The sequence below is a fragment of the Streptomyces sp. NPDC005925 genome (genome assembly GCF_040638805.1).
GTDB lineage: Bacteria > Actinomycetota > Actinomycetes > Streptomycetales > Streptomycetaceae > Streptomyces.
Genome location: NZ_JBEXVL010000028.1, coordinates 36463 through 56988 on the forward strand (window position 1 = coordinate 36463; position 20526 = coordinate 56988).

General features: G+C 70.8%; 17 protein-coding genes and 5 pseudogenes. 10 read left to right on the forward strand and 12 right to left on the reverse strand.

What is annotated here, in order from left to right:
- The first annotated feature begins 223 nt into the window (after nt 1-223).
- From ABZ354_RS24250 to ABZ354_RS24270, 5 genes are all read left to right on the forward strand, one after another.
- Nucleotides 224-1270 (forward strand): glycosyltransferase, encoded by a 1047-nt coding sequence (locus tag ABZ354_RS24250; RefSeq protein WP_358660041.1) that lies wholly within the window; start codon nt 224-226, stop codon nt 1268-1270.
- Nucleotides 1267-2334 carry a glycosyltransferase gene (locus ABZ354_RS24255; RefSeq protein ID WP_358660043.1) on the forward strand — a complete coding sequence of 356 codons (1068 nt, stop codon included), beginning with the start codon at nt 1267-1269 and terminating at the stop codon, nt 2332-2334. Before ABZ354_RS24250 ends, ABZ354_RS24255 begins: the two co-directional genes overlap by 4 nt.
- Nucleotides 2331-3347, forward strand: a complete 1017-nt coding sequence (locus ABZ354_RS24260) for a glycosyltransferase (RefSeq protein WP_358660045.1) — start codon at nt 2331-2333, stop codon at nt 3345-3347. Before ABZ354_RS24255 ends, ABZ354_RS24260 begins: the two co-directional genes overlap by 4 nt.
- Entirely contained in the window at nt 3347-4225 is an 879-nt protein-coding gene (locus ABZ354_RS24265; protein ID WP_358660047.1) for a galactosyltransferase-related protein, read from the forward strand. Before ABZ354_RS24260 ends, ABZ354_RS24265 begins: the two co-directional genes overlap by 1 nt.
- A 359-nt stretch (nt 4226-4584) precedes the next feature.
- Nucleotides 4585-5586 carry a hypothetical protein gene (locus tag ABZ354_RS24270; RefSeq protein WP_358660049.1) on the forward strand — a complete coding sequence of 334 codons (1002 nt, stop codon included), beginning with the start codon at nt 4585-4587 and terminating at the stop codon, nt 5584-5586.
- Between the two features lie 283 nt (nt 5587-5869).
- Here ABZ354_RS24270 and ABZ354_RS24275 read toward each other — a convergent pair whose 3' ends face one another.
- Nucleotides 5870-6412: a hypothetical protein gene (locus ABZ354_RS24275; RefSeq protein WP_358660051.1), complete on the reverse strand. Its 543-nt coding sequence runs from the start codon at nt 6410-6412 to the stop codon at nt 5870-5872.
- Nucleotides 6413-6828: 416 nt separating this feature from the next.
- On the opposite strand from ABZ354_RS24275, the gene ABZ354_RS24280 reads away from it, so the two are divergent.
- On the forward strand, nt 6829-7728 hold the full coding sequence (locus tag ABZ354_RS24280) for a LysR family transcriptional regulator (RefSeq protein WP_358660052.1): 900 nt from the start codon (nt 6829-6831) through the stop codon (nt 7726-7728).
- A gap of 359 nt (nt 7729-8087) precedes the next feature.
- Here ABZ354_RS24280 and ABZ354_RS24285 read toward each other — a convergent pair whose 3' ends face one another.
- Complete coding sequence (locus ABZ354_RS24285; protein ID WP_358660054.1) at nt 8088-8777, reverse strand: hypothetical protein; 690 nt, start codon at nt 8775-8777, stop codon at nt 8088-8090.
- Nucleotides 8778-9400: 623 nt separating this feature from the next.
- Between ABZ354_RS24285 and ABZ354_RS24290 the strand changes: the two genes are divergently transcribed.
- Nucleotides 9401-9979 carry a dienelactone hydrolase family protein gene (locus tag ABZ354_RS24290; protein ID WP_358660056.1) on the forward strand — a complete coding sequence of 193 codons (579 nt, stop codon included), beginning with the start codon at nt 9401-9403 and terminating at the stop codon, nt 9977-9979.
- A 431-nt stretch (nt 9980-10410) separates the two neighbouring features.
- Here ABZ354_RS24290 and ppk2 read toward each other — a convergent pair whose 3' ends face one another.
- The 4 genes and pseudogenes from ppk2 to ABZ354_RS24310 form a co-directional block, all read right to left on the reverse strand.
- A complete protein-coding gene (gene ppk2 / locus ABZ354_RS24295; protein ID WP_358660058.1) occupies nt 10411-11364 on the reverse strand; it encodes a polyphosphate kinase 2 in 954 nt (317 codons plus the stop codon).
- A 24-nt stretch (nt 11365-11388) separates the two neighbouring features.
- A pseudogene (locus tag ABZ354_RS24300) lies at nt 11389-11629 on the reverse strand (DUF6411 family protein).
- Between the two features lie 214 nt (nt 11630-11843).
- Nucleotides 11844-12305 (reverse strand): annotated as a pseudogene (locus ABZ354_RS24305) (transposase); the annotation flags it as partial.
- Nucleotides 12306-12353: 48 nt separating this feature from the next.
- Nucleotides 12354-12473: pseudogene (locus ABZ354_RS24310) on the reverse strand (histidine phosphatase family protein); the annotation flags it as partial.
- Nucleotides 12474-13259: 786 nt separating this feature from the next.
- Between ABZ354_RS24310 and ABZ354_RS24315 the strand changes: the two are divergent.
- Nucleotides 13260-14033 (forward strand): polysaccharide lyase family 7 protein, encoded by a 774-nt coding sequence (locus tag ABZ354_RS24315; RefSeq protein WP_358660060.1) that lies wholly within the window; start codon nt 13260-13262, stop codon nt 14031-14033.
- Nucleotides 14034-14197: 164 nt separating this feature from the next.
- Here ABZ354_RS24315 and ABZ354_RS24320 read toward each other — a convergent pair whose 3' ends face one another.
- Nucleotides 14198-14467: a hypothetical protein gene (locus ABZ354_RS24320; protein WP_358660061.1), complete on the reverse strand. Its 270-nt coding sequence runs from the start codon at nt 14465-14467 to the stop codon at nt 14198-14200.
- Nucleotides 14468-14890: 423 nt separating this feature from the next.
- Here ABZ354_RS24320 and ABZ354_RS24325 point away from each other — a divergent pair, with 423 nt between their 5' ends.
- Complete coding sequence (locus tag ABZ354_RS24325) at nt 14891-15352, forward strand: MFS transporter (protein WP_358660093.1); 462 nt, start codon at nt 14891-14893, stop codon at nt 15350-15352.
- Between the two features lie 27 nt (nt 15353-15379).
- On the opposite strand, the pseudogene ABZ354_RS24330 reads toward ABZ354_RS24325, so the two are convergent.
- Nucleotides 15380-15523 (reverse strand): annotated as a pseudogene (locus ABZ354_RS24330) (IS110 family transposase); the annotation flags it as partial.
- Between ABZ354_RS24330 and ABZ354_RS24335 the strand changes: the two are divergent.
- Nucleotides 15501-16096: pseudogene (locus ABZ354_RS24335) on the forward strand (transposase); the annotation flags it as partial. The pseudogenes ABZ354_RS24330 and ABZ354_RS24335 overlap by 23 nt on opposite strands.
- 76 nt (nt 16097-16172) lie before the next feature.
- On the opposite strand, the gene ABZ354_RS24340 reads toward ABZ354_RS24335, so the two are convergent.
- The 4 genes from ABZ354_RS24340 to ABZ354_RS24355 form a co-directional block, all read right to left on the reverse strand.
- Entirely contained in the window at nt 16173-17132 is a 960-nt protein-coding gene (locus ABZ354_RS24340) for a sugar phosphate isomerase/epimerase (RefSeq protein ID WP_358660063.1), read from the reverse strand.
- Complete coding sequence (locus ABZ354_RS24345; protein WP_358660065.1) at nt 17129-18412, reverse strand: hypothetical protein; 1284 nt, start codon at nt 18410-18412, stop codon at nt 17129-17131. Before ABZ354_RS24345 ends, ABZ354_RS24340 begins: the two co-directional genes overlap by 4 nt.
- Nucleotides 18413-18811, reverse strand: coding sequence for a PadR family transcriptional regulator (locus ABZ354_RS24350; RefSeq protein WP_358660067.1), 399 nt, complete (start codon nt 18809-18811; stop codon nt 18413-18415).
- Between the two features lie 332 nt (nt 18812-19143).
- Complete coding sequence (locus ABZ354_RS24355) at nt 19144-20439, reverse strand: PAS domain S-box protein (protein ID WP_358660069.1); 1296 nt, start codon at nt 20437-20439, stop codon at nt 19144-19146.
- Nucleotides 20440-20526: the final 87 nt, after the last annotated feature.

A 20526-nucleotide genomic window follows, 5' to 3' on the forward strand; every position in this document is an offset into this window, starting at 1 on the left:
GGCCACGCGGCGGATCCCTGGGGGCAGCGGAACTCTCGCCCCCGACCCACACGGCGCGCGTGAGCCACGAAGGCCCCTGCCACGTACGAGGCGTCCGTGAGCCCTCTGCCCAGCAGTGGGCGAAGGCGCCGGCGTCACGCCGGACCTGGCAAAGGAGGAAACAGCGATGCGGGAATCGTTCGCCGCCGGACCTGCGGCCCGGGAACCGGGGCACCCCATTCGCGTGGCCTCGGTACCGAAGGGCCACGTCTACGTGCGGCACCTCTCCCACCCGTCCGTCGCCGAACGCGTGGTCAGACTGACTGATCCCCGCCCCTGCGGGGTCCCGAGCGGCTCCCAGCGCTGGTGGCCTCCCGTCATGCTCGACGCGAGCTGGGTGCGGCACCACGTGGACGATTTCGATGTCTTTCACCTGCACTTCGGGTTCGACGCCCAGGAACCCCGCGCTCTGCACGAACTGGCCATGACACTGCGGCAGGCCGGGAAGCCGCTCGTCTACACCGTTCACGACCTCGCCAACCCGCACCACCACGAGGAAGGCGAGCACCGGGCTCAGCTGGATGTGCTGATCCCGGCCGCAGACCGGCTCATCACCCTGACGCGGGGCGCCGCCGACACGATCGCTTCTCAATGGGGGCGGACTCCTGTGGTGCTTCCGCACCCCCATGTAGTCGAACTGCCCGACCTCGGGCGGCCCCGCCCGAGGTCGGGCGAGAGCTTCACCATCGGCGTGCACGCCAAGAGCATCCGCCCGAACATGGACCCCCTCCCCGTGATCCGAGTCCTTGCCGACACGGTGGCCGAGCTGCCCGACGCCATCCTTCGTATCGACTGTCACCCCGACGTGGACGATCCGCGAAGCCACTGGTACGCGCCCGGGGTCCTGGACGAGCTGCGGGACCTGGAGCAGAAGGGCCGCCTCGGCCTGAGCGTTCACGACTACTTCACGGACGACGAGTTGTGGGAGTACCTCCTCGGCCTCGATGTGTCGGTACTGCCGTACCGGTTCGGAACCCACTCGGGATGGCTGGAGGCGTGCTACGACCTGGGCACCACCGTTCTCGCGCCCTCGTGCGGCTTCTACGCGCAACAGCGCCCCTGCCTCACGTACGCGCACGACCGGACGGGTCTCGACGAGATGTCCTTGCGCGCGGCGGTGTGCACGGCCTACGACGAGCGTCCCGCCTGGCGTGCCGACAGGGACGACCGCACCACCGAGCGCGTCCGTCTCGCCGGTGAGCACGAAACCCTGTACACGGAACTGCTGTGAACCGCCCCTTGCGCATCGCGCTCATCGCTTCCGCCGGCCACCCGATCCGTGACCCTTTCGCCGGCGGTCTCGAAGCGCACACCTGGACGCTCTCGAAGGCCCTGCTCGGGCGTGGCCATCACGTCACCCTGTTCGCCGGTCCGGGCTCCGATCCGGGCCTGGGCGTCACCGAGATGCCCCTGCGCGTTCCGCGGATCAGTCAGGCGGCGCGCAACGACGCCAGTATGGCCGCCCCGCAGTGGCTGGCGGAGCATCACGCCTATCTGGGGCTGATGCTGGACCTGGCGCACTCGCCCTCCCAGTACGACGTCGTCCACAACAACAGCCTCCACTACCTTCCGGTGGCGATGGCGGCCGCAGTGCCGTGCCCGGTCGTCACCACCTTGCACACCCCGCCCACACCGTGGCTCGAATCGGCCATTCAGGCACCGTCCCACTGCCCCGTGCGGTTCAGCGCGGTCAGCCGTCACACCGCGAAGGCCTGGCGCCACCTGGTGCCTTCGGCCACCGTGGTGCGCAACGGCATCGACACCGACCGCTGGCCCCAGGGGCCGGGGGGTGAAGGACTGATCTGGTCGGGCCGGATCGTTCCCGAGAAGGGCGCGCATCTGGCGATCGCGGCAGCACGCCTGGCCGGACGAGACCTCACACTGGCCGGCCCCGTCGGGAACGAGGAGTACTTCGAGGCGTGTATCCGCCCCCGGCTGGACCAGCACGTCACCTACGCGGGGCACCTCCAGCAGCGGGAACTGCGGGCCCTGGTCGGCTCCTCGGCGGCGGCGTTGGTCACCCCCTGCTGGGACGAGCCGTACGGCCTCGTCATCGCGGAGGCCCTGGCCTGCGGTACCCCCGTGTGCGGCTTCGCCCGCGGGGCCCTGCCGGAGATCGTCACGCCCGAGTGCGGTCGTCTGGTGGCACCCGGCGATCACCGGGCGCTGGCCCGGGTCGTCGAACCGACGATCGCGCTGTCGCGGCCGAAGGCGCGGCGGCACGCGGAGGATTTCTGCTCCATGCAGGTCATGACGCGCTCCTACGAACGCCTCTACTACGCGGTGGCGACATGATCGGCTACTACGTCCACCACCAGGGCAGCGGGCACCTGCACCGCGCCCTCTGCATCGCCGCGCACTGCGCGACCCCGGTCACGGGCCTGTCGTCTCTCGCAGCGCCTCCCGGGTGGCGGGGCGACTGGGTCGAGCTGCCTCGGGACGACGACGGCCGTCCGGCCTCGATGCGTGATGTCACCGCGAGGGGGCGTCTGCACTGGGCCCCGCTGCACCATGCCGGCCTCCGCCGGCGGACAGCGGCGATCGCCGACTGGATCCGTGCGGCCGGTCCCCGTCTGTTCGTGTCCGACGTCTCGGTCGAAGTGGCCGTGCTCGCACGGTTGCTGGGCACGCCGGTGGTCACCGTGGCCATGCGGGGGAGGCGCGACGACGGCCCGCACCAGATGGCCTACGACCTTTCCGAGATGCTCATCGCGCCATGGCCGCGGTCGCTGCCCGAGCCGGGGTGGCCGGCGCGCTGGCGTGACAAGGCGATCCACACCGGGGCCTTCTCCCGTTTCGACGGCCGGCCACGGCACCGCGAGGCGCGGGGCGCCCTCTCCGTCAGGAGGGTCCTGCTCATGATGGGGTCGGGCGGAGCCGACCTGCCGGTCGACGCGGTGAGGGCCGCCAGGGCGGCGACACCCGGATGGCAGTGGACGACCCTGGGCGGGCCCGACGGCCGCTGGGCGTCCGACCCGTGGCCCGCGCTGTGTACGGCGGATGTCGTGGTCACCCATGCGGGACAGAACGCCATCGCCGAATGCGCTGCCGCCGGAAGACCAGTCGTGGCCATTCCGCAGGAGCGGCCCTACGGGGAACAGCTGGCGACGGCGCGTGCGCTGCGGCGCGCTGACCTCGCCGTGGTCGCCGACCGCTGGCCGACGCCTCGCGACTGGCCCGGTCTGCTCGCGTCCGCGCTCGCTCTCGGCGGTGCGGGGTGGCATCGATGGGCCCCGGGGGACGGAGCGTCGCGGGCCGCGTCCGCGCTGCACGAGGCCGCCTCGGACCAGCGCCACTGGGCGTCCTGATGCGTAGCGCCGTGATCACCCTGGCGGCCGGCCGGCACCGGCACCTCGCTCTGCAGCAGGCCGGTCTGGCCGCGGGTTCGCAGGCGCCGGACACGTACGTCGTCGTTGCCATGGGCGACCCCGGGCTCGCCGGTGTCCTCGCTCACCGAGAACCGGCTGCCGACCTCCTCCACTGCCCGGTGGGCCCGGAGGGGCTGCCCCTGGCCCGCGCCCGCAACCTCGGCGCTGCCCGGGCCCTGGAGGCAGGAGCGGAACTGCTGATCTTCCTCGATGTCGACTGTGTCCCCGGGCACCGGCTCGTGGAGCGCTACGCGGAAGCGGCCGGCTGCCCCGCTCACGCCCGGTCGTTGTTGTGCGGCACCGTCGCGTACCTGCCTCCGCCTGGTGCGGCCGGCTACCGCCTCACCGAGCTGCCCCTCCTGGCTTCCCCGCATCCCGCCCGTCCCGCGCCCGGCCCACAGGAGGCCCGCAGGAGCAGCGACCACTCCTTGTTCTGGTCGCTGTCCTTCGCGCTCACCGCAGGCACGTGGCAGGCCGTCGGCGGCTTCTGCGAGAGCTACCGGGGGTACGGCGGGGAGGACACCGACTATGGCCAGGTGGCCCGGGAAGCAGGCATCCCGCTCACGTGGCTCGGCGGCGCTCCCGCGTACCACCAGTACCACCCGGTGAGCAGCCCGCCGGTGGAACACCTGGACGCGATCCTCCGCAACGCGGAGATCTTCCGCCGACGCTGGGGCTGGTGGCCGATGGCCCCCTGGCTCGATGCCTTCGCCTCGCAGGGCCTCGTCCGCTGGGACCGGGCGGACGACCGGTGGGTGCGTGCCGGGCCGGACGAAGCCGGCGACCTCCCCCAGCATGGAGCGCTCGGCAGCGATTGATCATTGCCCGGCCTCGTCATCCGCCCGACAGGGCCTTGTCGGGCTGTGCAGCACTCACCGACAGCGGCCGGGGGCGTTCTCCTCGCGCCGGCGGCGTGCCGGTGGGCTCGCACGGCTGTCGAGTCCACCGACACGTCCCAGCCGGTCCCTCCCGCGGCACCGTCGCCTGCCTGCCTGCGGGCCGTCAGCCTTTTGGGTTCACCGGCCACTGAGTCTTCAGGTTCCGGAACGCTTCTGCCGGGGGCTGGGCCGGAAGGGCGGGCTGTGGGAATCTCGGACGGCGCCGCGAACAGCCCTGCTGTCACGCGGCGTTCTGCCATCTCCTTGAGCACGCGTCAGAGAAGGGAACACCCCACTAAATGACTGACCACGGTCAAGAGTTGCGGTCCGGTGCGGCCATGGGCCTGTCGCGCCGCCACTTCCTCGGCACCCTCGGCGCCGGGACCACGGCTCTCGCCGCCGTCTCGGTACTCGGTACGGCGACCCCCGCTTCAGCGGCGTACTTCATGAAGTGGGGAGCGGTGATCTCCCCCGCCGAGCCCATCTCCTTCAACCAGAAGGTCAACATCCTCAGACTGATCCGCCCGCAGACCGTGCGCGTCTCGATGTTCTGGGGCGACCCGAACAACCGTCAGTTCAGCGACGCGCAGCTCGACCAGTTGCTCGGCACCGGCCTCACCGAGATGATCATCCAGTCGTCCGAGGACCCCGATCCGGGGCTGGCGGCGCGGCAGCTGAACCAGTTGCTGCCGTACATCGACGCCCACCCCAACATCCTCTTCGTCTTCGAGCTGGGCAACGAGCCGGACTGGCACCAGCCCAACAACCCGGGCCTGGCCCGCTGGAACCGGCTGGCGACCATTCGGCAGAACAAGCCGAACCAGAGCCGCGGCAACCTGATGTGGGCGATCAACATGCCCGCCGGCCGCTGGTCGGGCGACGGCACCGGCTTCACCTACGGCAGCTCGGGTGCCTGGTTCAACGGCTTCGTGGCGGACGCCGGCGACGGTCTCGGCGCCCTGCTGACCGGCCCGTACCGGCCCGACATCGCCACCGTGCACTGCTACAGCTCGGACTACATCAACCCGAACTCCGGACTGGGGGAGAACAACCCGTACAAGATGGTCGACTACGTGCGGGGCTGGAACAGCTCGATCAGCATGAAGGTCACCGAGGCGGGCATCGACAACCCCAACGGCGCGATCACCGACCGCGGCTACCGCTACGTGCAGTTCGGCTCGTCGGTCGCCGGCAACACGGGCGGCCAGGTCGACAGCGTCTGCTTCTACGGCATCCCGCCGGCCGACCGCAACTACGGCATCTACGAGACCGAGGCAGCCCAGATCGGCACCCACCCCTAAGAGCCCAGCCACGTTCTGTGTCTGGCCTCCTGGGCTGGGACTCTTCTCCGGTCTCCGGTCTCCGGTCTCCGGTCTCCGGTCTCCGGTCTCCGGTCACCGGTCACCGGTGGTCGGTGGATGGGCGGTGCGGCCGTCGCCGGGGCCGGGGTGCTGCTCAGCCGGTTGCGCCTCGGTCGGGGCCCGTGCGCCGTGTCGGCGTCAGTGCGGCGGCGACGCCGGGCGGGGACGCCGCCGGGGCTCCCTGGTCAGCAGGCGCCCCGGCGACGGACTGTTCGCGAGGAGATCAGCAGGGCCGGATGGAGAAGACAGGGGTCCAGGAAGCGGTGCCGCTGGCCTTGGCGCGGTTCGACCAGCGCAGGCTGCCGTCGGAGTTGTAGAACCGGGCGACAGTGCCGGTCGTCTGGTTGTTGTTGAAGGTGCCGTCGCCGACGCCGTCGAAGCCGTAGCTGCCGCAGTAGTAGTAGTCGTAGTTGCGGCCGCGGCCGTCCACGATGCACAGGTGGCCGCCGGCGCACGCCAGTGCGGTCTCCGGCGAGGCGAGGTCACGGGCCGGGCTCTGTCCGGGAGCGGGGAGGGTCACGGACCCGCCCTCGGTCGTGAGCCGGTTGGCCGACACCTGGCGGGCGTCCGGATGCGTCGCCAGATACTCGTCCACCTGCTGCTGGAGCGAGGCGGCCTGGGTGCCGGTGAGGCCGGCCTCCAGTGACTGCCGGGTGTACTCGGACTGTGTGGCCGTCGGCTCGGCCGACGCGGAGCCGGACAACGCCGGCCCCACGATCAGAGCGGCCACGGCTGCCGTCATGGCCAGAACCTTACGTGCTGACATGCTCGTTCCCCCTTCTTGGGCGCTCCGGCGGCCGCGTCCCATGGCGGCTGTCCGGGAGGTGTCACTCATCGTGCCCGTCACAGAGCGCGCATGTGAAGGCATAACTCATGCAATGACACGGCATATTGATATTCAGATGGTTATAAGGGGTGGAAACACGCTTGCGAGGGACTGCGGGGACGGCAGGCGGTAGGGCACTGTGGGGGTGACGCTGTCGGTGCACTGCGGGAGAAATGGTGACAGGCTGTTACGGGGGGCCTGGCGCGGGCGGGGAGTTCGGCCCCTTCCGGCAGACGCGCCGAAGCGGTTGGGGCGGAAGCCAGGCAGACGCCACGCGGACCACCGCGGCGGGAGCGGGCACCCAGAGGTCCGGCGAACCGCCCGTCGGGAGCGGTTCCCTCGTCGCGGACCCCAGCGTGCACCAGCTGCGGCTCTTTCTGGCGCTGGCCGAGGACCTGCATTTCGGGCGGGCCGCGCAGCGGATGTTCATCAGCCAGCCCGCGCTCAGCCGGCAGATCAGCGCCCTCGAGCGCCGGATGGGCGTCGGCCTGGTCCGGCGGACCACCCGCCGGGTGGAGCTCACCCCGGCGGGGCAGGCGCTGCTGCCCGAGGCTCGCGCCGTCGTGGAGGCGGCGGACCGGCTGGGCGAGGTGATACGCAGCCAGTCGCGCCGGGGGTGCGGGCGGCTGATGGTCGGCTTCATCGGCGCCGAGGCCGCGATGCCGTACGCCCGGCGGATTCTCGCCGAGTTCCGGCGGCGGTACCCGGAGAGCGAGCTCGAGATGCGCTCCCTGGACCTGGTGAACCACGTTCAGGCGCTGGTCAGCGGCGAGGTGGACGCCGCTTTCCTGCGGCAACCGCTGCCCGCGGGCATCCGTACCCTGCAACTCGCCAGCGAGCCGCGGGTGGTGTGCCTGCCCGCGGACGACCCACTCGCCCGGCGGCGGGAACCGCTCACCATGGCGGACCTCGCCGACCGGGTCTTCGTGGACATCCCGGGTGACGCGGTGCGCGGCTGGTGGAACCACTGGACCGGCAACCCGCGGCCCGACGGCACTCCGGTGCGCTACGGGCCCCTCGTCACCGACATGGAGACCCTGCTGCTCGCGGTCGCGAACGGGCAGGGCATCGCCTTCCTGCCGGCGGCGGCCCGCGAGTTCTACCCCCGCCCGGGGCTCGATTACGCGCAGGTCGCAGGGCTTTCACCCTGCACCGCCGCGCTCGCCTGGCTCGCCGGGCACGGTGAGACCACCGGCGTCGCGGCCCTGCGCGCGGTCGCCCGCGCCGTCCTGCGCACGACCGGCCCCGGCGGGTAGCGAGCGGAGACAGGCTCCGCGCACGGCTCCGGACGGGGAAAGACCTGCCGGGGCGTCGAAGCGGACCTTCGCTCCGTACGGCTCCACTTCATCTCATGGATGCCGAAGCCCTCCGCGATGGGCGCAAGGGTGACGCCTTCTCACGGTTGCGCGCCACTCGCACGACGTCGTCACGGAACCCTTGCGATACGGGGCAGGCACAGCACCATCCTTCCAGGCCGCCCCACGGGCAGGTCAGATCGGATGTCACCACCCCGTGCGTCAGTCCCGTTCGCGCCGCCTCTACGTTTCCTGCCCGTGCCCGCTGCTCGCGTGTGCGATCAGCGGGCTCTCGCGGGTCGGTGCGGGTCTCGGAGCCGTTACTGGCTGCGTTCGGGGGTGTCGATCGGGACGCAGGCGAAGTTGTCCGTGTCGACGCTGGATGCCTTGGTGGGTCCGCACAGCTCGAAGCCGGTCGCCTTCTCGGCGTCGCTCACGCTGAACCCGACCACGCCGAGCATGGTGCTGCCCTGCGAGACGTTGGTGCCCATGACGGACATGTTGTGCCAGGCGTAGTCGCGCCACTTGCCGCCGGCGTCCTGCTGGACTTCCTGGAGGTCGGCGAGCTGGGACTTGGGGTAGGCGTCGCGGAAGCAGTACCCGCTCTGTTCGGGCCCGCAGATCGGGTCGGTCGGCTTGTACTTCAACCGCAGGTAGTCGAGCTTTGCGTTGTTCACGCCGCGGTCGGCGAGTTCGCCGGTGACGGCGACGTAGACAGCGAAGAAGTGCTTGCCGGCGTCGGCGGACACGCCGGCCAGCTCCGGGCTCCAGGCGGTGTCGATGGGCTTGACGCGTACCCCGAGGCTCAGCCCCGGCTCGGTCGTCGCGAAGTCCTTGCCGGGGAAGTCGCTGTACTTGGCGTACTCCGGTGCCGACCGACTCGCTCCTGGCGCCGGACCGGAGGAAGAGGCGTCTGCATGGGGCGTCTTCTCGTCGTCACCGCCGGAGCAGCCGGCCGCCGACAGCATCAGTGCACCGGCGGCGAGCACCACACAGATCCGCTTGGACACGTCACATTCTCCCCGAGGTCGTCGTGGTCACACCGACGGGGACGCAGTACGCCCCCGGGCGGTTCGCCGTCAGCCCGTCCTTTCCCGCCCGCCACCGGGCACCCGTCCCCCACGCGCCGTCCACCGTCCCGGCAGGTCACGCGCGGGCTGCCTGGTCTGCTTCCAGCGCTTTCCTCACGTCGAGGTCCTCCTCGACGACGGCTACCGCGGGCTTCGTCGTGATCACCCGGGCAGGCTGACCCCGCCGAGGAAAGGCAACAAGATCAGCCCCCCGAGGTCCATGAAGCCCGACGCCGAGCCCGCCAGCGGCTCGCCTCACAGCGCATAACCGTCGGACACGTTCGCGCCGTCCACACGAGCCCTCGGGCCGCCGACCCGCCCGCGCCGGCCTCGAAGGTGCCGGAGCAGTCCACCCTGGGGCCATTCTGGATGATCCGCGGTGGTTGCGGGCCGTCCCTTTGAGGCTGTGCTTCCAAGACCGACGAGTCGTCGCTCTCGAAGTTGGTCTCACCGAACCGGGACCGTCGGCCTGGTCCTGTCCGGTCGGGGCCCGGCGATGTCAGTGCTGTGGTCCATACTCGTGCCGCGGCGCCACCCGGGCACCGCAGTGCGAGGGGAAAAACATGGCTGAGGTGCTGGTCTTCCACCATGGATACGGGCTGACCGCCGGCGTTCGCGATTTCGCCGAGCAGTTGCGGCGGGCCGGACACACCGTCCACGCCGCAGATCTGTACGAGGGGCAGGTATTCGACAGACTCGAGGAGGGCATCGCCTACGCCGAGAACGCCGGGTTCGACACGGTTACCGCGCGCGGAGTCGCCGCCGCCGAGGGGCTGCCTGCGGAGCTCGTCTATGTCGGCTTCTCGCTCGGCGTCCTGCCGGCGCAGAAGCTGGCCCAGACTCGCCCCGGCGCAAAGGGCGCACTGTTGCTCGAGGCGTGCGTCCCGCTCTCGGAATTCGGCGCCGCCTGGCCCCAGGACGTCCCGGTTCAGATTCACGGCATGGACGCGGATCCGTTCTTTGCCGGTGAGGGCGATGCGGACGCCGCCCGCGCGATCGTCGAGACGGCGACGGATGCCGAACTGTTCCTCTACCCCGGCGACAGGCACCTGTTCACCGACAGCAGTCTGCCCTCCTACGACGAACAGACCGCAACGCAGGTCCACCAGCGGGTGCTCGGCTTCCTCGACCGCATCAAGTAGGGAGTCCCACTTGATCTGGCGGCGGCAAGCGGCCGTTCGCATGGTCGACGACGAAGCCACTGACACGAATCGCGCCCGGGCCACCGCCTACCAGCAGGGGACGCTCCCCACTCCACCGGCCTGATGCCCAGGAATGGAGCGCCCCCTCGACGCGCCGTGCAGAAGATGTCCAGATGCTCACCCGTCCCACTGCCCCCGTGCTCCTGCTCTCGGCGAGCTCGGTCGACTTGCCCACGACGGCGAGGTAGGTGTCGGAGCTCTCCGGCTTCCGCCAGGCCAGCTGCCGGCGGAAGCCGTCGGCGGTGCAGTGGTCGAGTGGCTGCGCCGCGCCGCAGCCGCATCTCCAGAGGCCCGTCGGCTGCCGGGGCGCCGACCCCCGGCTCGCGTCCCCGCGTCGCCGCGGTCCCGCGCGTTCATGCTGCCCCTCGCGGTTATTCGTCCTCCCGGCCGGGGTGGGTCCCCGGACCGTCGTGGTCACCGGCCAGCGGGGTGGGGGAAAGGTCGGCAGGTTCCTCGCCGGGCTCCAGCAGGGTGTGTGCGGCGCCGACGATCAGCGGGTCCGGTTTGCCCACGGCGGCGTGGTCCTTGGCCGGGTAGTCGCAGCGGTCGAGCAGGCTGCGCATCGCCTCCAGCCGGCCGCGCCGCTTGTCGTTGTTCTTCACCACCGTCCAGGGGGCGTGCGGGGTGTCCGTGGCGCGGAACATCTCGACCTTGGCGGTCGTGTACTCGTCCCAGCGGTCCAGCGAGGCCAGGTCCGTCGGCGACAGCTTCCAGCGGCGCACCGGGTCGACCTGACGGATGGCGAAACGGGTGCGCTGCTCGGCCCGGGAGACGGAGAACCAGAGCTTCACCAGCAGAATGCCGTCGTCGGTCAGCATCCGCTCGAACATCGGCGCCTGCCGCAGGAACTGCTGATACTCCTCCTCCGTGCAGAAGCCCATCACCCGCTCGACGCCCGCCCGGTTGTACCAGGAGCGGTCGAAGAAGACGATTTCGCCGCGGGCGGGCAGATGGGTCACGTACCGCTGGAAGTACCACTGGCCCGCCTCCCGCTCGGTGGGCTTCTCCAGCGCCACCACGCGGGCACCGCGCGGGTTCAGCCGCTCGGTGAACCGCTGGATGGTGCCGCCTTTGCCAGCCGCGTCCCGGCCTTCGCAGACCACGACGATCCGCTGGCCGGTGTCCTTCACCCAGCGCTGCAATTTCAGCAGCTCGATCTGCAGAACCCGCTTCTGCCGCTCGTACTCGGCTCTGCGCACCTTGCGGTCGTAGGGATGGTTCTCCCGCCAGGACTCGATGGGGCTGCCGTCGGCGTTGAGCAGGACCGGCTTCTCCGGCCGCCGCTCGTTCACCGCCAGGCCGTCGAGGAGCTCGTCATCGGACACGTCCACTCCTTCCTCTCCCGGTGGTCAGAACCGCAGACGCCGACGCGCCCGCCGGTTGGCGGAGCCGCTGCGGCCCACGCCACGCGAACTGGAACCGAAGGGCTTGCTGAACAGGCGCCCCAGGGGGCCGGGAGCCACGGGCCCGGCGCGCGAACCGGCCCCGACGCGCGCTGGGCGCCGTTCTGCGAGCGCCGGGCCAGTCGGGAGAGCAGAAGGCGAGCACGGCCAGGACGACACGGACGCCTATCACTCCGACGATCACCACGGGGGACTCCTGAGGTCTCGACGGCGGAACCGGACACGGACACACCCGCCCGCCCGACAGGAACCGCGTGCCCACTCGCACCGTGAACAGTCACCCACCCCGGACGCCACAGCCACCGCACGGGCTGCGGGCAGGTCGGTTCTGCGACCGTGCGTCGGAGCAAGGGCGCGGGGAGCAGCTGTCGCCGACCGACTCTGTCGGCCTTCTGTCGGGATCATCCCCGCGGGGGCGGGGTGATCCCGACGAAGAGGCGGTCGGTCCTTGTAGTGGCACGCAGGTGAGTAGTCGCTGCGCTGTCCGCAAGGCGATGCGTTCGTGTGGGCAGGCCGTGCCACTGTTTGAGGCGGTTCATGCAGCGCTCGACGGTATTGCGCTGCTTGTATGCCTCGCTGTCGAAGCCGGGTGGACGGCCACCGAGTCGGCCTCGCCGCGGACGGTGGCCGACTTGGTCGGGGCTGCGGGACGACCGCACGGATGCCCGGCGCCGCAGGTGGCTGCGGATGGCGCGTGAGGAATACGCACGGTCGGCCAGAACGGCCGGGGGCCGCGTCCGTGGCCCGCCCGGACCGGCGCGGGGGACGCGGAGGCGGGACATCACCGTCTCGAAGGCGGGCGCGTCACCTGCCTGGCCTGCGGTGACGGTGAAGGCGAGGGGCCGTGCGTGGCCGTCTGCGGCCACGGTGTCGCCCCAGGCGGCCAGACGCAGGCGGTGGCCGTCGCCCGTCCAGTGCGACACCGAGGCGTTCGGGACCGGGGGCAGTTCCTCGGGCGCGGTGGCGCCGATGCCTGCGAGGACGTAGCGCAGGGCGATGACGACGCCGTCGTGGGCGACGAGCAGGACGCGCAGTGATGCGACCGGAGGGGGCTTCGATGGCCTGGCCGTGCCGGGTCATGGGCGGGGCGATGCGTCCGTGCCGGTCGATGCGGATGAACAGCGGGCCGGCGGGTACGCCCCTGGACGGTCAGGGCGGCGAGCAGCGTGCGGGTGGCCCGCACCGGGCAGGTGGCGGGGTGGGAGCCGTAGGGCACGGCGACTTCGTCGTGGCGCTTGAGCTTGCGCCGGTAGACGTTCACCAGGAGACCGTCTTCCGTCTCCACCACGTCGGCCTGGTCGAGTGCGGCGAGCTCGCAGACGTGGGCGGCGCAAACGTAGCCCAGCAGCAGGGAGGCGTCCCGCTTCCCGGCGAGCGTCTCGCGGTCGAGGGTGCCGAGCATCTCGCGCGGCGCGTCCGGGGTGGCGGGCGCGGCCCGGCGGGCGCGGGCGGCCGGGCCCTTGGTGACGGCCAGGCGCTGGCGGTAGCCGGAGAGCACCTTGTGGACGCCCTTGGTCTTATGGGGCCGGGATGGCGGCGGCCTTGTGCGCGGTGCGGATCGCGGCGAGCGCCCGCTCGATGCTCGAGGGGGACAGCGGGCGGCCGGCGCTCGGCGACGGGGTCGGAGTCAGGTGCGCACACCGCAGCGGCCATCAACTACCGCTACCAACAGTGGAGTTGGGCCGGATACTGTACGGATCGCTCTGGTCGGCAACACCGGCGGTACGCGGCAGCGCTTCGGCGACGCGTACGAGACCTGGCGCCCCTGCTGACTGCTCGAGAAGGCATCCGACAGGCAACCCTAGGGAAGCAGAAACATGAGCCGAATGCGCAAGATCACCACGACGGGCGTGGCCACGCTTTCCGCCCTGGCCGCCTTGACCTCGCCCCTCGTCACGGCGGGCACCGCCACCGCGGCCGCCCCGTGCGACTACCCCGCTCAGCAGCTCGACCTGACCAACTGGAAGGAAACCCTGCCCACAGGGGCCGAGGAGTCGCCCACCGAGATCAAGCAGCCGGCGCTGGCCACCTTCTCCTCGGATCCGTGGTTCAGGGTGAACTCGGCCTGTAGTGGCGTGCAGTTCCGCGCCGCCGTCAACGGGGTGACCACGTCCGGATCCGGCTACCCGCGCTCCGAGCTGCGCGAGATGACCAGCAACGGCACCTCGAACGCCGCGTGGTCCGCCACCTCCGGTACGCACACTCTCACCTTCCGGGAGGCGTTCAACAAGCTCCCCGCCGACAAGCCGCAGGTCGTCGGCGCTCAGATCCACGACGGCGACGACGACGTCACCACGTTCCGTCTGGAGGGCACCAGTCTCTACATCACCAACGGCGACAACACCCATCACAAGCTCGTGACCAGCAACTACGCGCTGCACACCGTCTACGAGGGCAAGTTCGTCGTCAGCGGCGGCAAGATCATGGCCTACTACAACGGCGTCCTCCAGACGACCATCTCGCACACGGCGTCCGGGAACTACTTCAAGGCCGGTGCCTACACCCAGGCCAACTGCGGCAACTCCTCCCCGTGCGACAGCGCCAACTACGGGCAGGTGAGCGTCTACAAGCTGCAGGTCGCCCACTCCTGAACCTGTCTCTCCGGGAAGGGGCAGTCGGGCGCCTGCCGGGCAGTGAAGGCCGGTGCGACTCCATGAGCAGGTACTTCCCGCGGGTCGACGGGTGAGAGGACAACGCCACGCCGGTCTCACCTGAGACGGAGGAACGAGGGCCCGCAGCTTCAGCTCCGGGCCCTCTACTGCGCCCGGAGCGCGGCAGCGCAGTCACGGCATGCCCACCTGCTCATGTCGGGCGGCAGCCACGGTGCGCCCGGTCCTGCGGGCTGGTAGTCCACCCGCTCCATGTCCAGGGTCGGCTTCCCGCAGAACGTCCTGTCGCCCGGGTCTCCCGGGACATCCGGGTCGGCCGGCGCAGCGTGTACCGCCTCGATGTGAGAGAGCGCATCGCCCGGGCCGAAGTCCTTTGACAGTTCCTTGCGCCGCTCGCGCAACACGATGATCGCCATGTGGCCACCTTCGGCTGTGACCGGTACGGCCGCATCCCGGCCGGCGGGAGGCTGCCGCCGAGTGCACGGCATCGCCTGCCTTGAGCGCGGCGATCTGCCCGGTCGAGATTCTGGCCCTCGGTCGAGACGCGGACAGAGCAGATCCGGACACCGTTGGGTTTTGCCTCACGTCGCGAGGCGGGCGCTTGAGGGCTTCCGTCTCGGTCGGATTTTCCGGATTCGCATGTGGCGTGAGCGCGATCGGCCTCTACGGTGTCACGGGGCGGATCCCTGGTGCCCGGGTGGTGGCGACGCGTCTGGCCGCTGAACGGTTCTGTACGCGCGTTCGAGAGGGCTGTTGCTGCCCCGGGTGGACCGGTGACCTACGGAGGCTGACCAAGCGTGCCTGCTTCTCCCGTTCCGACGCCGGGAGCTCGCTTGCTGATGGCTTTGGCCGGGGCACAGTTGCTGGAGGCGCTCGATTTCTCGATCATCTATGTCGCGCTGCCCGACATCGGAGCGAGCCTCCATTTCTCCTCGGTCGCACTGCAGTGGATCGTGAGCGCGTACGCGGTCTTCTTCGCCGGTTTTCTGCTGCTGGGCGGGCAGTTGGCGGACGTTTTCGGTGCCGGCCGGGTGTACCTCACCGCTCAGCTGCTCTTCGCGGCTTCCTCAACCGGTGCGGCGCTCTCCTCTTCCGCAGCCATATTGATCGCCGCACGTGCCGGACAGGGGGTGGCCGCGGCTCTGCTGGTGCCCGCGACACTGGGTCTGCTCAGCTCCGCCTATCCGGCGGGCCCGGAGCGTGACCAGGCGGTGAGCGTGTGGGGAACCACGGGCGCGGTCGGGCTCGCTCTGGGGGTCACCGCCGGCGGGGGCATCCTCGCAACAGCCTCCTGGCAGTAGCGGCGCCCGGGGCCGGACGACTTCGACCAGCTTGCGGCGGCCCGCTTTGCGGAGTGCTTGCGGGGACCCGTAGCGCTCGAGGAGCAAGGTCACTGCCGGATGATCCAGGCGCGGGCCGAGGACGCGCTCCAGACTGGGGTGGACCAGGGTGAGCAGGCCGCGGATGCGGTTCATGGCCGAGCGGCTGGTCGAAACATCTTCACCGCACTCGACGAGCAGACAGTCGTCGTCCCCGGCACCGGCACCGGCACCCTCGACGTGATCGTCCCGTCGCCGGCGAAGTCGCCGGCCGCCGTGCACGAGCGACGCCGGGCCCTGGAAACCCGGATCGAGGCCCTGCTGGAGGCTCACCCTCTTTCCCCGGTCCTGACCTCGATGCCCGGCATCGGCGTCAGGACCGCCGCAGTCCTCCTGGCCACCGTCGGCGACGGCAGCAGCTTTCCCACCGCCGCCCACCTGGCCTCCTACGCCGGCCTCGCCCCGGCAACCCGGCAGTCCGGCACGTCGATCCACGGCGAGCACGCCCCCAGAGGCGGCAACCGGCAGCTGAAACGAGCGATGTTCCTCTCCGCGTTCGCAGCCCTCCACGATCCCGCCTCCCGCACCTACTACGACCGCTGCCGAGCCCGCGGCAAAACCCACACCCAGGCCCTCCTCCGCCTCGCCCGCCACCGCATCAGCGTCCTGTTCGCCATGCTCCGCGACGGAACCTTCTACGAACCCAAAACCCCGCGCCTCGCTTGACGAAGGACAGAGAGGCACGTACGACGGCGCCGCGCTGCCCACGGACGAACCCCTCCCGGCACGACCGACCAGGAGATCATTCCACCCGGTCAGCCGACCTGACAGCGCCCTCGGGAGTGATGAGAGGGCGCAGGGTATGGGCGGCGATCTGCAGTCCCTGTTGCGTCTTTTCGAGGGTGCCACCCCATACGGGGTCTTCGTGTTCGACCGCGACGGCTCCGTTGTACCCGGCGGAGTAGAGGGTGTCGATGATGCGGTTCCAGTCGAGTTGCCCTCGGCCGGGAATGCGGTAGCGCCACCATCCGACGTCCACGGGTGAGGTGCGTGACACAGTCTTGCCGAAGACGCCGTACCGGGTGCGCGCCCGTTCGTCGATCTCGATGTCCTTGGCCTGGACGTGGGCGACCATGTCGCGGCGCAGGGCGTGCTGGAGGGCATCGAGCGGGTCGATGCCGAGCCACGGCAGGTGGGAGGGGTCGTAGGTGAGGTGGAAACCGAGGTCGAACATCCAGTCCCACAACTCGGGCGAGTAGGCGAGGTTGCCCGGGTAGCCGTCGGGGTGCCAGCCCTCCATCGGACAGTTCTCGACGAGAAGGCGCACCTTGCGGTCAGCCGCGTACTGCACCAGCGCAGGCAGGTGCTGCTCGGCCAGTTTCATGTTCTCAGCCACCGACTGGGTGACGTCTCGGCCGATGAAGGTGCCGACATACGGGACCCCCAGGGCCGCCGCGGCATCGATGCAGGACCGCAGGTGCTGGTGGATGCGGTCGCGCTCGCGGGCATCACCGTGCAGGTTGTTGTCGCAGTAGGTCACCGCGGGGATGGTCAGGGCGTGGCCGTCCAGCAGTTCCTGCACCCGCTCGGCGTCGACGGCGGAGAAGTTGGCGACGTCGAGGTGGGCGGCGTGATGGAGGTGCGTACTGTCCCGCGGCCACGCCGCCACCTCCAGTGCCTCATAGCCGGTGTGAGCTGCCCAGGCGGCGACCTGCTCCAGGGATAGCCAGGGCAGGCATGCGGTGAGCAGTCCGAGTTTCATGAGGCCTCCGAGGATCGGGTGAGCAGGGCCAGCCACTGCTGGGTGTCGCGGGTGTGCGGGTGGTCGGGGCCGTGCTTGCGGGTCTGCCGGCGCAGGGTGCGCCGAAGCTCGCGAAGTGTCCGCCGGTGCGTGCGGGAGCAGTCCGGGCGGATGAGTACGCGGGCCAGGGCCAGGTACTTACGGGTCTCCAGCGTGTTGGGGTGCCGGGCCCCTTCGACGCGCCGCAGGTCCTGCAGCGCAGGGCGAAGAACCGCGTGCGCTTGGTGCCCGTCTCCGGCGTAGACGAGCATCTTGCCCTTGGAATGCCGGGCGTCGAGGGTATCGGGGTGATCAGGTCGCAACTCGCGGGATCGGTCGACCGTGACCCGGTCGTAGCCGTCCGCTGCTGCGCGTGTGCGCCGCTGCTCGGCCACCGTCCACCAGCGCTTGCACTGGACATGCCGTAGGAACGGCGTGTCGGTGCCCGGCACGGAAGAGAGACTGCTCTCCAGGGCACGCAGGCCCGCTTCGGCCTCGTGATGCCGTCCCGCGGCATTCCAGGCCCAGTACAGCAGGTGCCGTGTGCGTAACGTCCGCGGGTCCTCGACTCCGAAAGCAGCCTTTTCCTCCTCGATCAGACCGTGCAGCAGTTCCTCTGCCCGCCGGTGGCAGCCGAGCTGAAGAAGCGCAGAGGCGTGGGCGCGGCGCAAACCGAAGGCCGCCGGGTGGCTCCCCAGACGCTCCAGGTGCGGTCGGGCGACTTCGACGAGAGCCAAAGCCGCGCGTTCGTTGCGATCATCGATCAAGGCGTCGCACACCGATCCCGTGGTCACCAGGAGCGCTGCCGCGCCGTCATCGTCGAACACCTCGGACGGGTGCCGGAGCAGCCCGCGCAGCCGTGTGGTCAGCCGCGCGAATTCCTTCCGTCGGACGGGGGGCTGCGCACGAATGTCGCCGCCGAAACCCTGTAGGGCGGTACTGAGGGACATGACCGCGCCGAAGAACTGGCTCGGGGGCGCACTCTCCCAGCCAGGTGGGCCCGAGCGCCCGGACACGCGGCACAGCCATGCGAAGAGCCCCTCTGCCACCAGGCCCAGCGCATAGAGGAGCTTGGTGATCTGGCCGGGGCAGCGGTCCAGATTCTGGAGGTGTTCGACAAGACGGGTGTGGCTCCGGGGTGCCTGGCCGTAGGAAAACCGGGCCGCCCAGCCGATGAGCACTCGCGCTGCCCATTCGAGGATGCCGCAGCATTCGGCGACCACTGCCGCGATGAGGATGCCCAGGAGCGCTTCGCCGACCATTCAGGCCTCACCACCGGGCAGTCGCCAGCCGAGTCGGCCGAAGGCAACCACGAAACCGGACAGAGGGTTTGGCTTGGGGAGGTGCCTCGGGCCGCTCGTGGGGCGCAGTGCCTCGGGCCGGCGCTCGGCCAGCAGGGCACGGGCGGCGGGCTCCCCCAGAGGGGTGAGGCGGTAGAGCCGACGTGGGGGCTTGCCCGGGTCAGGGTTGCGTTCTTCCCAGCGACCGGTGATCCAGCCGGCGTCCTCGAGACGATCCAGCATCTTGTAGGTGCCGGCGCCGGAGAGATTCGCCGTCTTCTTGATCTCCCATCCGTGCAGTTCATGGTCATCCGCGGATGCTTGGACGAAGGCGTCCACCACCCGCAGGAACGGTCTGGTGACCCGATCTGGAAACGACATGCCCTTAAGTTACCTACTCAATCTAACGGAGGGGAAGGGGGCGGGCCCCGCGATCGGACGGAACGTGAGAGCAGTGCATGACTTCGGCGGCAGCGCCGGACGGGTTCTCCTCTTGGCCCTGGTGCCGTGCTGGGGGGTCGGCCCGGCCCGCTGTCCGTCAGCGGTGCTTCCGGCACCGTCCGATACCGCGACTCGATCTTCCATCGGGGAAAAAGTCGCAGGGCGCCCGGTGGGCGACGTACCGCGCTGGAAGAACAGTGACTGCTCGTCCTCGTCCACACGATGGCCCCGCCCGCGGACCCGCGCGGGCGCCGACCGCCGGGCCTGGCGGCTCAGGCGGAGCTGAGGGGGTGGGCGGCGGCGGCCGGGTGCGGGGGCCAGCTGCCGGGGGCGAGGATGCCGAGGGCGTAGGCGCGGGCGACGAGCGACGGCCTGGTCGCGGCGCCCAGCAGCGCGCGCAGCCGGCTCAGGTGGTAGTCGACCGTCTGTCGGGAGAGCCTCAGCGAAGCGGCTATTTCCCCGTTGGTGCTGCCCGCCGCCAGCAGGGCGAGGATGCGGATCTGCGCCGCGGTCAGCGGCGGGTGGGGCTCGTGGGCCAGGCTCTGGTGGGTGACGACGGCCCACACGCGCACCGGGCGGTCGGCGGACCGGCTCACCGTGGCCAGGTGGACGCACACGCGCCGCTGGCGGCCCTCCGCGTCGAGCAGCACCGCGGAGGCCTCCACCCGCCGGACGCGGCGGGTGACCAGTCCTTCCCACGCACGGCGCAGCCGGGAGAGGTCGGTCGTGGCGGCCAGCAGCGTCTGCGCCTGACGGCCGACCAGGTCGGACAGGCGCGTCCGGAACAGTTCGACGGTGGCGGTGCTGGCCTGTTCGATGCGGCCGTCGGGGGCGAGCAGCGCACAGGGCAGCCCGCTGTGGTCGCGGAGCGCCCGCAGGTTCTCCTCGGCCTCCTGGCGCTGGTCGACGGCCCGGAGGTGCTCGGTGATGTCGACGTAGATTCCGGCCACGCAGGTCCGGCCGTTCTCCTCCACGGGGAAGCGGTGCCCGGCCGCCTGGCCCGTGCTGCCGTCCGAGCGGTGGTAGCGCAGCGTGTGGCGCACTGGCCTTCCCCGGCGGAGTATGTCCTGGTCCAGCGCGCGGAACTGCGCGGCGTCGGTGGGGGAGTCGAAGTCCTCGATGCGGCTTCCCGCGACGCGGTCCGGCGTCGTGCCGTACAGGTGGGCGTAGGAGTGGTTGGCCCACAGGTAGCGGCCGTCGCGGTCGCGGATGAAGGCCGCGGCCGGGGCGAGGTCGGCGAAGTCCGCGAAGGCGGCGTACCGGCGCGTCCCGGCGGGCTGCGCGCCGACCTCCACCGCGGCCCCCAGGGTGCGCCCCGCTGCCCGCCCCCGGCCCGGCGCCCGGCTCACCTCGAACGTCCGGCCGTCGAACTGCACCGGCCGGCGGACGTCGTCGGGGCGGGGCCCCGACGCCGAGTCCTCCCGGCGCAGCCGGTCGACGAACCGCTGCACGGTGGGTAGGTCGGGGAGTGCGCCACCGCCCTGCTCGACCACCCGTCCCCGGGCGTCGACCTCCCACCAGGACACCGGAAGGTGCTCCAGCAGCGCCTTGAGGCTGGCATCGTCCACGGCGACCCTTCCGTTCGTTGTCCGCCGGCCGGCGGGAAGCGGCAACGCCGCGCCCGGTGGTCCCGCCCGGCCCCCGCCCGACCCGTG